At 70.3% G+C, this 13,825-nt stretch carries 13 protein-coding genes and 1 tRNA gene; 4 read left to right on the top strand and 10 right to left on the bottom strand.

The window, feature by feature from the left end:
• Positions 1 to 36: 36 nt before the first annotated feature.
• Positions 37 to 960 (bottom strand): sugar phosphate isomerase/epimerase, encoded by a 924-nt coding sequence (locus EDF47_RS04250; protein ID WP_132099892.1) that lies wholly within the window; start codon positions 958 to 960, stop codon positions 37 to 39.
• A complete protein-coding gene (locus EDF47_RS04245) occupies positions 957 to 2,114 on the bottom strand; it encodes a Gfo/Idh/MocA family oxidoreductase (protein ID WP_165918769.1) in 1,158 nt (385 codons plus the stop codon). Before EDF47_RS04245 ends, EDF47_RS04250 begins: the two co-directional genes overlap by 4 nt.
• 76 nt (positions 2,115 to 2,190) lie before the next feature.
• Here EDF47_RS04245 and EDF47_RS04240 point away from each other — a divergent pair, with 76 nt between their 5' ends.
• The 3 genes from EDF47_RS04240 to EDF47_RS04230 all read left to right on the top strand — a co-directional run bounded on the left by EDF47_RS04240 (position 2,191) and on the right by EDF47_RS04230 (position 4,609).
• Complete coding sequence (locus EDF47_RS04240) at positions 2,191 to 3,612, top strand: glucose-6-phosphate dehydrogenase (protein WP_132099893.1); 1,422 nt, start codon at positions 2,191 to 2,193, stop codon at positions 3,610 to 3,612.
• 28 nt (positions 3,613 to 3,640) lie between these two features.
• Positions 3,641 to 4,426: a dienelactone hydrolase family protein gene (locus EDF47_RS04235; protein WP_131880546.1), complete on the top strand. Its 786-nt coding sequence runs from the start codon at positions 3,641 to 3,643 to the stop codon at positions 4,424 to 4,426.
• Between the two features lie 110 nt (positions 4,427 to 4,536).
• Positions 4,537 to 4,609, top strand: a tRNA-Arg gene (locus EDF47_RS04230).
• 97 nt (positions 4,610 to 4,706) lie between these two features.
• Here EDF47_RS04230 and EDF47_RS19730 read toward each other — a convergent pair.
• The gene (locus EDF47_RS19730) at positions 4,707 to 4,865 is read right to left on the bottom strand and encodes a hypothetical protein (RefSeq protein WP_165918777.1); all 159 of its coding nucleotides are present in this window, start codon (positions 4,863 to 4,865) and stop codon (positions 4,707 to 4,709) included.
• A gap of 36 nt (positions 4,866 to 4,901) precedes the next feature.
• Here EDF47_RS19730 and EDF47_RS04225 point away from each other — a divergent pair, with 36 nt between their 5' ends.
• Positions 4,902 to 5,276 (top strand): HIT family protein, encoded by a 375-nt coding sequence (locus tag EDF47_RS04225; RefSeq protein ID WP_243692419.1) that lies wholly within the window; start codon positions 4,902 to 4,904, stop codon positions 5,274 to 5,276.
• A 57-nt stretch (positions 5,277 to 5,333) separates the two neighbouring features.
• Here EDF47_RS04225 and EDF47_RS04220 read toward each other — a convergent pair whose 3' ends face one another.
• From EDF47_RS04220 to EDF47_RS04190, 7 genes are all read right to left on the bottom strand, one after another.
• Complete coding sequence (locus tag EDF47_RS04220) at positions 5,334 to 5,657, bottom strand: DUF4190 domain-containing protein (RefSeq protein ID WP_165918778.1); 324 nt, start codon at positions 5,655 to 5,657, stop codon at positions 5,334 to 5,336.
• A gap of 239 nt (positions 5,658 to 5,896) precedes the next feature.
• The gene (locus tag EDF47_RS04215) at positions 5,897 to 8,023 is read right to left on the bottom strand and encodes an acyltransferase family protein (RefSeq protein WP_133937605.1); all 2,127 of its coding nucleotides are present in this window, start codon (positions 8,021 to 8,023) and stop codon (positions 5,897 to 5,899) included.
• A 241-nt stretch (positions 8,024 to 8,264) separates the two neighbouring features.
• The gene (locus tag EDF47_RS04210) at positions 8,265 to 9,353 is read right to left on the bottom strand and encodes an alkene reductase (RefSeq protein ID WP_133937603.1); all 1,089 of its coding nucleotides are present in this window, start codon (positions 9,351 to 9,353) and stop codon (positions 8,265 to 8,267) included.
• 41 nt (positions 9,354 to 9,394) lie between these two features.
• The gene (locus EDF47_RS04205; RefSeq protein WP_173169183.1) at positions 9,395 to 9,607 is read right to left on the bottom strand and encodes a hypothetical protein; all 213 of its coding nucleotides are present in this window, start codon (positions 9,605 to 9,607) and stop codon (positions 9,395 to 9,397) included.
• A gap of 51 nt (positions 9,608 to 9,658) precedes the next feature.
• Complete coding sequence (locus EDF47_RS04200; protein WP_111086213.1) at positions 9,659 to 10,099, bottom strand: MarR family transcriptional regulator; 441 nt, start codon at positions 10,097 to 10,099, stop codon at positions 9,659 to 9,661.
• Positions 10,100 to 10,397: 298 nt separating this feature from the next.
• Positions 10,398 to 13,046 carry an MMPL family transporter gene (locus EDF47_RS04195; RefSeq protein WP_133937601.1) on the bottom strand — a complete coding sequence of 883 codons (2,649 nt, stop codon included), beginning with the start codon at positions 13,044 to 13,046 and terminating at the stop codon, positions 10,398 to 10,400.
• Positions 13,047 to 13,121: 75 nt separating this feature from the next.
• On the bottom strand, positions 13,122 to 13,760 hold the full coding sequence (locus tag EDF47_RS04190; protein WP_165918779.1) for a TetR/AcrR family transcriptional regulator: 639 nt from the start codon (positions 13,758 to 13,760) through the stop codon (positions 13,122 to 13,124).
• Between the last annotated feature and the right edge of the window lie 65 nt (positions 13,761 to 13,825).

Raw genomic sequence — 13,825 nt, 5'->3', positions numbered from 1 at the left:
CAACACCCGTCGTGCTGCGTGCTGCTCGACGTGCCGTCACTCCGCGGCGATGAGGGGGCGGAGCGTGCGGTGGGCGATGCGCAGCCCCTCGAGGACCTTCTCGTCGGTGCCGCCCCAGAGCGGGTCCTCGTGCTCGACCGACAGGGTGCCGTCGAACCCCGCTTCGTACAGGCGGTCGACGACGTGCGGCCAGTCCACGACGCCACGGCCCGGCACCCGGAAGCGCCACCAGCCCATGTCCCACGGGTCGCCGCCCTTGTCGACCTTGCCGAAGAAGCCGTACTCGTTGCGCTCCCGGGGGAACAGCTCGAGGTCCTTCGCCTGCGCGTGCACGATGTGCTCGGCGAACGGCAGGATCGTCTCGACCGGGTCGATGCCGATCCAGGTCAGGTGCGACGGGTCCCAGTTCAGACCGAAGCCGAGGCCGGTGACCCAACCCCAGAGCTCGGGGGAGTACGCCAGGTTGCCGGGGTAGCCGTCCGGGTGCCAGCCCTCCATCACGCAGTTCTCGATGATCAACCGCACGCCGCGCTCGCCGGCGTAGTCGACGAGCTCGGGGAGCACTCGGTCGCCGATCCGCATGTTGTCGACGACGCTGCGGCTCATGTCACGGCCGATGAACGTGCCGACGTACGGCACGCCGAGCACCTGTGCGGCATCGATCGCGTGCTTGAGGTGGGTGCGGATCTCCTCGCGGCGGTCGAGGTCCTGGTGCAGGTTGTTCTCGTAGTACGCGAGCGCCGAGATCTCGAGACCGGTGCGGTCGAGCAGGTCACGGGTCGCCGCAGCGTCCTCGTCGGTGAACGTCGCCACCGGCAGGTGCGCCGCCTCGAAGTCGCGGCCACCGGTGCCGGGCCACACGCCGACCTCGAGCCGCTCGTACCCCTGCTCGGCGGCGAAGTCCGCGATGCGGTCGAGGGGCCAGCCGGGCAGGCAGGCCGTCAGCATGCCGAGCTTCACCGGATCTCCCGCCACGTGGTCTCGGCCGCGCTGGTGATCACGGCGTCGATGATGTCGGCGGAACGTGCGCCGTCCGCGAAGGTCGGCAGGCCGTCGGGGGCCACACCGGTGCGGACCGCGGTGTAGGTGTCGGCGACGAACGCGGCGAAGGCGTCGAGGTAGCCCTGCGGGTGCCCGGACGGCACGACCGCCAGACGCCGCTGGTCCGGGTACCCCTGCGACGGGTCGCGCACGACGATCTGCGCACCACGCTCGTTGCCGAACCACGCGGACTCGGGCTGTTCCTGGTCGAAGGCGGCGCTGCCCCGGGTGCCGTCGACCTCGAACCACAGGCGGTTCTTCCGACCGGACGCCACCTGCGAGATCACCACGTTGCCGATGCGCCCGGTGCCGGTGCGGAACGTCGCGACCGCGGTGTCCTCGGTGGTGACCTCGGCCCGTTCCGCGGCGTCGGCGACCGGGTCGGGGTCCGGCGAGCCGGAGAACGACGGCCCCGAGGCCGCGGGGCGGGTCGGGTAGACGATGTCGGTCGCCGCGGACACCGAGGTGAAACGCTCACCGGTGACGAACTCGACCAGGTCGCACCAGTGCGAGCCGATGTCGGCGAACGCGCGGGACAACCCGCTCGAGGTCGGGTCGACCCGCCAGCTCGAGGCGTCCTCGTCGAGCATCCAGTCCTGCAGGTAGTGGCCGTGCACGGCGAGCAGTCGACCGAGGTCGCCGTCGGCGATGCGCGCGCGGATCTCACGGATCATCGGGTGGTAGCGGTACACGAACGGCACCGTGGCGACGACACCGGCGTCCGCCGCCGCGGCGACGAGTTCGGCGGCCTGCGCCGGGTCGATCGCGAGGGGCTTCTCGCACACCACGTGGATGCCCGCGGCGATGACCGCCATCGCCTGCGGGTGGTGCTGGTCGTTCGGCGTGCAGATGTGCACGACGTCGGGGGCGTCCGCGATGACGTCGTCGAGCGCGGCGTACCCCCGAGGCAGGTCGAGTTGCGCCGCGACCTGCTCGGAGCGCGATGCGTTCCGGCCGAGCACCCCGAGCACCTCGGCACCAGCGGCCCGGGCCGCGCGGGCGTGGACCCCCGCGATCATGCCGGTGCCGATCACGACGACGCGGAGGCGTCGTCCTTCGTACCCACTGCTCATGGTGCTCCCTCGCGCCGAACTGTCACCACCGTAGCGGCCCGGCCGTCCACCGGGGCCGATGAGTACGGTCGGAGGCATGTCGAGCCTCCAGACCAGCCTGCTCATCCTCGGAGCCAGCGGCGACCTGTCCAAGCGCCTGCTCCTGCCGGGTCTCGCGACCCTGCTCGAGGTCAAGGACGACTGGGACGTCCAGCTCATCGGGGCGGGTGTCGAGGAGCTCTCCGACGCCGACTGGAAGGCGCAGGTGCGCGAGTCCTTCGAGAACGCGCAGGCGTCGAAGAACGAGGGCGACGAAGGGGCGGAGGGCGAGTCGTCGCTGTCGGAGCGGCTGCAGGCCGTGATCGACGCGTCCTCGTACCGCAAGGCCGACGTCACGAGCGCCGACGACCTGCGCGCGCTGCTCGGGGCCTGCGACCACGACCCCGCGATCTACTTCGCGCTGCCCCCGGCCGTGACCGAGAAGAGCTGCGAACAGCTCGCCCACCTCGACCTGCCGAAGCGCACCCGCCTGGCGCTCGAGAAGCCGTTCGGTACCGACGCCGCCAGCGCCGAGCACCTGAACGACCTGCTGCACTCGTTCATCCCCGAGGAGCGGATCCACCGGGTCGACCACTTCCTCGGCCGTTCGACGGTGCTCAACCTGATCGGACTCCGCTTCGCGAACCGCATCATCGAGCCCCTGCTGTCCTCGCAGCACGTCGAACGCGTCGACATCGTGTACGACGAGACCCTCGGGCTCGAGGGTCGCGCCCGCTACTACGACAGGGCCGGCGCCCTCACCGACATGATCCAGAGCCACCTGCTCCAGGTCATGGCCGTCGTGGCCATGGAGGCGCCGGCGTCGATCGACGCCGACGACCTGCGGACCCAGAAGGAACTCGTGCTGCGCGCCGTGCGGCCGTGGGGCGGGGACGTCGTCGCCGCCGGCAAGCGCGCCCGGTACACCGCGGGCACGGTCGGCGACCGCAAGCTGCCGTCGTACGCCGACGAGGACGGGGTCGACCCGTCGCTCGGCACCGAGACCCTGGCCCAGCTGACCCTCGAGATCGCGAACTGGCGATGGGCCGGCGTCCCCTTCACGCTGCGTTCCGGCAAGGCGCTCGCGAAGCAGCGCCGCGAGATCGTCATCACGTTCAAGGACTCCCCGCAGGTGCCCGTCGGCCTGTCCGGTGCCGCCCACCCGGACCGGCTCCGGATCTGGATCGCCCCGGACGAGATGCAGCTCGAGCTGAACGTCAACGGGCCCGGCGACCCGTACGCGATCGACCGCACGAGTCTCGAGACGACGTTCAACCCCGGACGACTCAGCGCCTACGGCGAGGTCCTGGCCGGTGTGCTCGAGGGCGATGCGACGCTGTCGGTCCGCGGTGACAGTGCCGTGCAGGGCTGGAAGGTCGTCGGACCGTTCCTCGAGGCGTGGAAGGCCGGCACGACGCCACTCGACGAGTACCCGGCCGGGTCGAGCGGTCCTGAGGACTGGGACAACATCGACGCCTGAGCCGGACGGCGGCGTAGCGTCGGACGACGTGACCACCATCGACGACGTCCTGCAGACCGTTCCCGAACCCGCCGGCGCCGACATCCGTGTCGAGCCCGTCCACTACGACCACGAGGGCACCGACCTGCTCGGCGTGCTCGCGAAGGACGCTGCCGTGGCCGGACCCCGCCCGGCCGTCCTGGTCGTGCACGACTGGCACGGCGTGAACGAGCACGTCGAAGCGCGCGTGACGATGCTCGCCCGCCTCGGCTACGTGGCGTTCGGTGCGGACATCTACGGCGCCGGCATTCGGCCCGGTGACGACACCGCCGGCCAGGTCGCCGGGTCGTACTACCAGGACCTGCCGTTGCTCCGGGCACGTGCGACCGCCGGACTCGAGCGGCTGCGACAGGACCCCGACGTCGATCCGGCCCGCATCGTCGTCATCGGCTACTGCTTCGGCGGCTCCACCGCGATCGAGCTCGCACGCACCGGCGCGGACCTGGTCGGAGCGGTGTCGTTCCACGGTGGCCTCATCACGCACGACCCCGCCGACGCCTCGGCGATCCGGGCGAAGCTGCTCGTGCTGACCGGGGGAGCGGACCCGGTCGTGCCCGACGACGCCGTGCACGCCTGGCAGGACGAGATGCGCACCGAGCCCGGCGTCGACTGGCAGGTCGTCACCTACGCCGGGGCCATGCACGCGTTCGCCGTGCCCGGGACCGACGCGCCCGACCACGGCGCCCAGTACCAGGAGCGCGCCGACCGCCGATCGTGGCAGGCGCTGCGGGTGTTCCTGGCCGAGGTCTTCGACGAGGAGGCCGCGGCGCTGTGACGTCGGTGGCTCGGCTGTCGCCTCGCGACACGCCGGGTGGAGCGGTCGGGCGGCCTCGATTGGCGCCCGGGCCGGAGCTGTTGTAGAGTCTTCCACGGCCGCAAGGCCACGCGCTCGTAGCTCAATGGATAGAGCATCTGACTACGGATCAGAAGGTTGGGGGTTCGAGTCCCTTCGAGCGCACAGTGCCGGTTGAACGGCATGACACCGAACAGATGAAGGGCCCCGGCGGATTCCGCCGGGGCCCTTCGTCGTTGGTGGTTCGTGCGCGAGTCGTGTTTCACCGACGCTGACGCCCGAGCAGCGCGATCCCCAGTACGACCAGCGCCACGACGACGAGCCCGACGACGGCGAGCAGGGGAAGCAGGTCGATCGACGCGGTGTCGTGGCACTCGACGGTTCCCACGGCACAGGATGCGAGGACGGTCGTCGTGGTCATGGTCCGAGTGAAGCACGGCGAGGTTGGATGGGGAACATGACGACGACGTCCGTGTTCGAACTGGTACCACGCACGCAGTGGGTCGCGGACGACGAGTTCGTCTTCGCGATCCTCGATGCACACCCGGTGTCACCTGGCCACACGCTCGTCATCCCGAAGCGGCGGATCACCAGCTGGTTCGATGCGAGCGAGGGAGAGCTCGCCGCGACGACCCGGATGGTGGCGCTGCTGAAGGCCCGGCTCGACGAGCAGCACCATCCCGACGGCTACAACGTCGGGTTCAACGACGGATCGGCCGCTGGCCAGACCGTCTTCCACGCCCACCTGCACGTCATCCCGCGCTTCGACGGCGATGTCCCGGCGCCGGCGGGCGGGGTGCGGAACGCCGTCATCGGGCGCGGCCACTCCTGAGCGCGGTGGTCAGTGGTCGGTGGTCAGTGGCCAGCGGCCGGAGGACGGGGCGACGAGTCAGCCCCAGAGGTGGAACGTCGAGTCGATGACGCCGGACAGCGCGAGGGCTCCAGGGACGAGCACGCCGAACAGGGTGAGCGTCGCGCCGATCAGGATGGCCGCGAACGCCAGCCCGTCTCCACGCTCGCCGGTCCGTCGGACTTCGTGCCGCGCGATGAAACCGACGACGACGCCGCCGATCGGGGCGACGAAGGCGAGCGCGATCGCCACGACGGCGAGCAGGCTCAGCGGCGCGAGTCCGGGCGTCCCGTCCGTGCTCGGGGCGGACGCGGCCGGGGCGGAGGCGGCCGGCGCGGAACGCTCGGGGGCGAGGTCGGTCACGGGTGTCTTCCGTTCAGTCGGCGCACGTGGCGAGCTGCGGGCGTGCGAGGTCCGCTCAAGAGTAGAGGGACGGCGCCCGGAGCGGAGGCCCGCATTCGGGGTCCAGCTGCCCGGTCGGGTGACTTCGTGAGCAGAAATGGTCGGGTTCATCGACGGGACTCGACCATTTGTGCTCACGAAGCGCACGGCTCACGAAGCGCACGGCTCACGAAGCGCACGCGCTCACGAAGCGCACGCGCTCAGCGCCCGAGCGCCGTGAGCTGCTTCTGCAACCCGCGCTCGAGGTACGGCTCCAACGACGTCGCCCACGTCGCCGTGATGTGCGTGGTGTCCCGGTAGACCAGCACGCCGCCGATCACCGCGGGGCAGGTCGTCTCGGTGCAGTAGTAGTCGGTCAGGTCGATCACCCCGGCGCGTCCTCCGGCGGCCTTGAACGCCCGCACGGCCTCGATCGAGGAGTCGGTCTGGGCGAGCGCCTCGGAGCGGGGCCGGTCGCACGACGCGTTCGTCGGCCCGGACATCTTGCTCACACAGGCGATGACGTCGGGCCGGGGGACCGGGTTGTCGCGGATCGCGATGACGGGGAGTTCGTCGCCGGCGGCCTGCTCCCAGGCGTCGACGAGGCCGTTGCGGGTGGCGATGTCGCGTGAGGCTCCGGCCGGCAGGCTGACGGGCATCTGCGTGGCGGAGTGTGTGACGACCAGGGCGTCGGCGTCGCGGTGGGCGCGGACGTAGTCGATGGCCGCGTGCTTCCACGCGTTGCAGCCGCGCAGCGCGCCGGCGTTCACCGAGTTCTGCTGCGCCGTGGTGAGGTAGCACCCGCCGATGCCGGCCATGTCGATGCGCCACCCGTTGCCGTCGGCGATCTTCTCGTAGGCGCCGAGCAGGGCGTTGCTGTGCGAGTCGCCGATGACGATCAGGTGCTTCGACCAGCCGGTCGCCTTGCCGAGCACGCAGGTGCGGAAGGTGCCGTTCCAGCACTCGGGGCGGTTCGCGTCGTCGTCCTCGGCCGCGGCGGGGGCCGGGATCCGCGTGTCGGCGAGGGCCGGGTCGACGCAGGGGTCGGCGGAGCTGATCCGTGCGGCTGCTCCGATGCAGGACTCGTCGTCCTGTGCCCGTTCGGTCGCGAGCCGCTTCGTGAGCTGCTCGGTGGCGCCTTCGGCGTGGACCTCCTGCACGTAGACGGCGGTCAGGGTCGAGGCGCCGAGGGTCACGACCGTGAAGGTGCAGATGACGCCGAGGGCGACGACCCCGCGGGGCCGCAGGTCGCGCAGCCAGGTCGAGAACCGGACGGGTTCCTCGAACCAGATGGTCGTGACGGCGGCGAGTCCGACCGACACCAGGAGCACCGAGGTGCTGGTCGCCCAGTCCAGCGGGCGTCCGAGCATGATCGGCAGGATCACGACGAGCGGCCAGTGCCAGAGGTACAGCGCGTACGAGATCCGTCCGGTGAACGCGACCGGTCCGAGCGCGCCGATCGACTCGAACACGGTGCGTCCGCCGAACAGCACCACGAGGGTCGCGCCGGCGACGGGGAGCAGCGCGGCGATCCCGGGGAACGGCGTCTCCGCCCCGATGACGAACAGGGACAGGACGAGGGCCACGGCGCCGGTGCTCGTCAGGATCATGCGCACCCGCCGGGCGACCTCGGTGCGGACCTCGGGCAGGTGCACGGTCGCGGCGAGGCCGCCGAGCGCGAACTCCCACGCGCGGGTGCCGGTGGAGAAGTACGCGACGCCGGGGTTCGTGCTGGTCTGCACGATGCTCCACACCAGGGACAGCACGACGACCGCGCCGAGCAGCAGGCGTGCGGTGGTCACTGTCGAGAGGCGCCCGCGCACGGCGACGGCCAACCCGATCAGCAGCAGCGGCAGGACGATGTAGAACTGCTCCTCGACCGACAGTGACCAGAAGTGCTGGAACGGTGAGGGGTCGTCGGCCGAGGCGAGGTAGTCGACCGAGTTCGCCGCCAGCTCCCAGTTCTGCAGGTAGACCGTCGACGCGATGAGCTCGCGACCGTACTGCCCCCACAGTGCGCCCGGCACGGCGACGAGCACCGCTGCGCCGGTGGTGAGGATGGTGAGGAACGCGGCCGGCAGCAGGCGTTTGGCCCGGCGGGACCAGAACCGGCCGAGGTGGATCGTGCCGGTGGCGACCTGTTCGCGCAGCAGGAGTCCAGTGATGAGGAACCCGGAGATCACGAAGAAGACGTCGACCCCGACGAACCCGCCCCGCAGGGCGTGCGGCCACAGGTGGTACACGACGACGGCCAGCACCGCGAACGCGCGGAGACCCTGGATGTCCCACCGCGTCGTGTCGCGCGCGCGGTGCGCGGGGCCCCGCTCGCCCGGCGTTGCAGTGTTCACTGCGACGATCCTACGAGAAGCGCGTCACGCCCTGGGACGGCACGCGAGAAGACGGGAGGCCCGTGGCGGTCTCGCCACGGGCCTCCCGTCCGTCGTTCGCTCGCCCCCACCCCGTGGGGTTCCGAGATCTCGGAACCTCGCGGGCACGCGCCGTCCTGATCGGAACCTCGACGGAACGCACGCGGGGTGTCGTGGAACCTCGACGCACAGCGCGCCGCGTGTCGTGGATCCGCGCGCAGCGTCAGACGCTCGCGCGCACCTCGGCCAGCGACGGGTAGTCGGTGTAGCCCTCGGCGGTCGCACCGTAGAAGAGCTCGGGACGGGCCTCGTTGAGCTCCGCGTCCTGCTCCCAGCGGTGCGCGAGGTCCGGGTTCGCGATGGCGGGGCGGCCGGCGGCGACGGCGTCGGCGTGGTCGGCGTCGACGAGTGCGATGGCCTCGTCGCGCGTGGTCAGCGCCGAGAAGCCGGAGTTGACCACGAACGGTGCGCCCGCGGTGCGGCGGACGTGCTGCACCAGGTCGCCGGTCGGCTCAGCGTGCAGGACGTCGATGAAAGCGAGTCCGAGCGGCGCGAGGCCCTCGGCGATCGCGGTGTAGGTCGCGCGGACGTCGGCCGCGTCGTCCTCGATGACGCCCTGGATGCCGTGCTCGGGCGACAAGCGGATGCCGGTGCGGTCTGCGCCGACGGCCTCGGCGACGGCGGTCGTGACCTCGATCGCGAAGCGGGCGCGGTTCTCGGGGGAGCCGCCGTACTGGTCGGTGCGGGTGTTCGACACCGGGGACATGAACTCGTGCACCAGGTAGCCGTTGGCGCCGTGGACCTCGACGCCGTCGAGTCCGGCGGCGATGGCGTTGCGGGCAGCCTGCGCGAAGCCCTGCACGGCCTCCTGCACCTCGGCGCTGGTCAACTCGTGGGGGACGGGCATGTCGGCCTTGCCGGTCGCGGTGTGGGTCTGACCGGGGGCGGCGATGGCGCTCGGGGCGACGATGCGCGGCGTCTGCGAGATGTCGGGGTGCGAGACACGGCCACCGTGCATGAGCTGCATCACGATGGTGCCGCCCTCGGCGTGCACGGCGTCGGCGACGCGGCGCCAGCCGGCGATCTGCTCGTCGGTCTCGATGCCGGGCTGCCCGGGGTAGGAGCGGCCTTCCTGCACGGGCCAGGTGCCCTCGGTGATGATCATGCCGAGGCCCGCACGCTGACGGTAGTGCTCGACGAGCAGGTCGTTCGGGATGCCGTGCTCACCGGCGCGGGTGCGTGTGAGCGGGGCCATGACGACGCGGTTCGACAGGCGCAGGGCGCCGAAGGAGGTGGGTTCGAAGAGCTTCACGAGGGAGTGGAACGTCGTGTTGCTCGGTGCAATTCCCGCCGTCAGTCGCGCGGGCAGACCAGGGTCGACGAACGGACCTGGCCCTCGGGGCGGATCACCTGGTGCAGGGAGAGGGGCTTGCCGCAGATCGGGCAGCCGCGGTCCACTGACCGGTCGTCGACCCCCTCGGGGTGTCCGGCGCCGATCTGCGACGGTCCCATCTTGTTGATGAGCGTCGTGTTCCACCGTTCGTACCACTTGCCGAAGCGACCCACGGTGCATCCTTTCGTTCGTGCACGAACCATTATGGCACCATTGGCCACGGATCACACTTGGTCGACCCGCTCCAGCAGTTCCGTCAGGTCGTCCTTGAGCGCTTCGAGGCGTTCCAGCGGCCACCCGAGCCGGTCCGCGACCGCCAGGGGGACCGCTCGTGCGCGGTCGCGCAGGGCCCGCCCGGCCGTGGTGAGCGAGACCTCGAGCTGCCGTTCATCGGCGGCGCTGCGGGTCCGGCGGACGTAGCCGGAGGCCTCGAGTCGCTTCAGCAGGGGGCTGAGGGTGGCCGAGTCGAGTCGCAGTTCACCGGCGATCTCGCGCACCGACCGGGGGTCCTGCTCCCAGAGTGCGAGCATCACGAGGTACTGCGGATGCGTCAGGCCCATCGGTTCGAGCAGGTCGCGGTACAGCCCGATGACGCTCCGGCTCGTGGCCGCGAGGGCGAAGCAGAGCTGCCGGTCGAGCGCGAGTGGGTCGGGTGCGGAGGTCATGCGCCCACGATACCGTTCGTCCACGAAGTGTTCCCGGGTCCGCTCACGATGCCGCGCGGGCGCTTCCATGCGTGAGCAGGATTCGACAGAACACCAGTCGATCAACGCGTGTTCTGTCGCACCATGCGGACACATCAGGTGCGTGCGCATGTTCCGACGTTCCACGCGTCGATCAACGGGTGGTTCGTCGGAAGGTGCGGACGCATACGTCCGGCCGCCGGGCGGGGTGGGCGCACGCACGGGAGGCCCGGTGCCGGTCTCGTGGACCGGCCCCGGGCCTCCAGGCTGGGTGCGTCGACTACGCGCGGTGCGCGGGCGGGTGCCCCGACTCGTGCGCGTTGGCGTCCGGCGCCACGGGGAGGGCGTGCGACCCCGTGTGGGTGTCCTCGTGACCGGCGACCGGGTGCGACCGCTCGAGCTTCGCGCCCTCGACGTCGACGTCCGGCACGATCCGGTCGAGCCACTTCGGGAACCACCACGCGCTCTGGCCGAGCAGGTGCATCGCAGCCGGGATCAGCAGCATGCGGACGACGAACGCGTCGATGAGCACACCGAACGCCAGCCCGAAGCCGATCGGCTTGATGGTGGAGGAGTCCGAGAAGATGAAGCCCGCGAACACCGAGATCATGATGATCGCCGCTGCCGTGACCACCGCGCGACCGGCGTGCAGCCCGCGCTGGACCGCGACCTTCGCCGAGGCGCCGTGGGCGTAAGCCTCACGCATGCCGGACACCAGGAACAGCTGGTAGTCCATCGCCAGACCGAACAGGATGCCGATCTCGATGATGGGCAGGAAGCTCAGGATCGGCGCCGGGTCGTGCACGCCGAACACGGAGCCGAGCCAGCCCCACTGGTAGATCGCGGTCAGGCCACCGAACGACGCCATCACGGACAGGATGAAGCCCGCCGTCGCCGTGATCGGGACCAGGAAGGACCGGAACACGATGATCAGGATGATGAGCGACAGGCCGACGACCACCACGAGGTAGAGCGGCAGGACGTTCGACAGCTTCTCGGACACGTCGATGTTGGCGGACGCGTTGCCCGCGACACCGAGCGTGACCGTCCCGTCGTCGGTTGTGACGGTCTGCTCGCGCAGGTCCTTGACCAGGTTCTCGGTGGAGATGCTGTCGGGACCGCCGCCGGGCTTCACCTGGAACGCGATGATGTCGCGGTCCGACGAGGTGCCGATCGGCAGGACGGCCTTGACGTCGTCGTTCTTCGCCAGGGCCTCGCCGATGGTGACCTCGGTCGCGGTGACGTCGGACTTGCTGATCGACTCCGGCAGGGTCGCGACGACGAGCAGCGGGCCGTTCTGGCCGGCACCGAACTCCTCGTCGAGGGCCTTGTACGCCTTGTACTGGCTCGAGTCGACGGACTCGGACGCACCGGTCGGCAGGCCGAGGCGCATCTGCGTCGCCGGGAGCGCGATGACACCGAGCACGGCGACACCGGCGACGAGCGTGACGATCGCGCGCCAGGTCTTCATCGGCTTGTTCGGCACCCGGGTCGAGCCGGTGTTGCCGATCTTCGCGCGCTCCTTCTTCCGCAGGATCCGCATCCCGATCAGGGACAGCAGCGCCGGCGTGAAGGACGTGGCGATGAGGATCGCGAAGAACACCGCGACCGCACCGACCGTGCCCATCAGCCCGAGGAACGGGATGCCGGTGATGTTCAGCGCGAGCAGCGCGACGATGACGGTCGCACCGGCGAACACCACGGCGTTGCCCGAGGTACCGTTCGCGAGGCCGATGGACTCGTGCACCTGCATGCCCTGCTTCAGCTGGGTGCGGTGTCGGTTCAGGATGAAGAGCGAGTAGTCGATGCCGACCGCCAGGCCCAACATCACCCCCAGCACCGGCGTGACCGAGATGAACTCGACCAGGCCGGAGAACGACAGCGAGGCAAGTGACGCCACGCCCACTCCGAGCACGGCGCTGACGAGCGGGATCGCCGCACCGATGATTGTGCGGAGCATCAGGAAGAGCACGAGCGCGGCGATGATGACGCCGACGATCTCGCCCGGGCCGAGGATCGACGGCACGCCCTGCGCGATGTCGTTCGACACGTAGACGTTCACGCCGCTGATGTCGGCCGAGTCGGCGTCGTCCGCGATGGCGGTCTTCGTGTCGGCGGGGACCTCGTACGTCGACTTCGTGAACTGGACCGTGCCGATGACGGCGCTGCCGTTCGACGACACGAAGCGGACGTCCTTCGACAGGTCGAGGAGCTTCGAGCCCTGCTCCAGCTCGTCGGCGCTGTCGTCGAGCTTCTTCGTGTTGGCGTCGATCGTCTTCTGCGCGTCGGCGATCTGCTGCTCACCGGCGTCGATCTGCGCCTGCTGGGCGTCGATCTGGGCCTGCGCCTGCTGGAGCTGCGCCGCCGCAGCCTGCGCCTGCGCTGCGGGGAGTGCTGCGCCAGCGGCCTCGGCCTGGGCCTTCTGGGCGTCGAGCTGCGCCTGGGCGTCCTCGATCTGCTGCTTGCCGGAGGTCAGCTGCGCCTTCTGGGCGTCGAGCTGGTCCTGGCCGGTCTCGAGCTTCGCGCGGCCGTCGGTGATCTCCTTGCGGCCGTCGACGATCTTCTGGCGCTGCTCGTCGAGCTGGTCCTGGGTGTCGAAGCCGCTCGTCGCGCCCTTGACGCCGTCGAGCTTCTCGACCTTGGTCAGGAAGTCCGCGACCTCCGACTTCTGCGCGTCGGTGAACGCCTTGCCGTTCGTCGTCTCGAAGACGATCGTGCCGTTGCCGCCGTTCGCCGACGGGAACTTGTCGGCGAGCTCGTCCTGCACCTGACTGGTCTTGGTGTTCGGGATCGAGATCGCCGATGAGATCGTGCCCGAGAACAGGCTGTAGGTGACGCCGGCGACGGCCATGATCACCACCCAGGTGATGATCACGAGCCAGTGGCGTCGTGCGGAGAACCGTCCGAGACGGTAGAGGAGACCGGCCATGCGGTTGCCCCGTTCCTTTCGTTGCAGGTGCTGTGTGGAGCGGGGTGCGCCGGTGGACCCCTGGGGAGGGAAGTGTCAGTCGGTGGGCATGTAGCCGCTGCGGACGCTGTGCACGAGTCGTGCCAGCAGGGCGTCCCAGTCGGCGACGGACTGCTCGTCGATCGCGGGGCCGGAGGTGGCCAGCCAGTGTTCCGCGATCACGACGATGCCGCTCATGAGCGACTCGACGAGCAGAGCGGCGTCGAGGGGATCCGCCGCCGGGTAGCGGCGTGCGACCTCGTCGCGGAGTCGTTCGGTGACCCGTGAGAACGCCGTCTGGGTGAGGACCGCGGCCTTCGGGTCGTCCTTGCCCGGGTCGCCGAGGATCCGGTACATGCTCGAGATCGCGGCCGCCAGGTCGGCGCCGCGTGCGGCGGACTCGAGCTCGTCGAACATCGAGGCCCGGCTGCCGTCGCCGACCGGGGTGCGTGCCATGTCGGCGAGGAACCGGTCGATGATCACGGACAGCTCCTGCTCGCACACGGCCAGCAGGACCTCGTCGAGCGAGGCGAAGTGGTTGAACACCGTCCGCCGCGCGATGTCGGCCCGTGCTGCCAGGTCGTCGACGCTGAACTCACGGCCGCCGCGTTCGACGACCAGGTCGCGTGCGGCCTGCAGGATCGCCGCACGGTGCTTCGCCTTGAGGGCGGCGCGGCGGTCGGTCGTGAGGGTCACGAATGAGAACACTAGGTGCATCGATGCACTCGGTGCAACGACTACGAGTGCATCCTCAGGTTCGT

This window comes from Curtobacterium sp. PhB190 (assembly GCF_004365385.1).
Taxonomy (GTDB): Bacteria; Actinomycetota; Actinomycetes; order Actinomycetales; family Microbacteriaceae; genus Curtobacterium.
Note: the sequence above shows the minus strand (reverse complement) of the source record. Positions and strands in the feature narration are given on the sequence as shown.

Bases quoted from the DNA above. Each gene is read 5' to 3' on its own strand.
- EDF47_RS04245 (WP_165918769.1), bottom strand. From the start codon at position 2,114: ATGAGCAGTGGGTACGAAGGACGACGCCTCCGCGTCGTCGTGATCGGC.
- EDF47_RS04240 (WP_132099893.1), top strand. From the start codon at position 2,191: ATGTCGAGCCTCCAGACCAGCCTGCTCATCCTCGGAGCCAGCGGCGAC.
- EDF47_RS19730 (WP_165918777.1), bottom strand. From the start codon at position 4,865: ATGACCACGACGACCGTCCTCGCATCCTGTGCCGTGGGAACCGTCGAG.
- EDF47_RS04225 (WP_243692419.1), top strand. From the start codon at position 4,902: ATGACGACGACGTCCGTGTTCGAACTGGTACCACGCACGCAGTGGGTC.
- EDF47_RS04200 (WP_111086213.1), bottom strand. From the start codon at position 10,099: ATGACCTCCGCACCCGACCCACTCGCGCTCGACCGGCAGCTCTGCTTC.
- EDF47_RS04195 (WP_133937601.1), bottom strand. From the start codon at position 13,046: ATGGCCGGTCTCCTCTACCGTCTCGGACGGTTCTCCGCACGACGCCAC.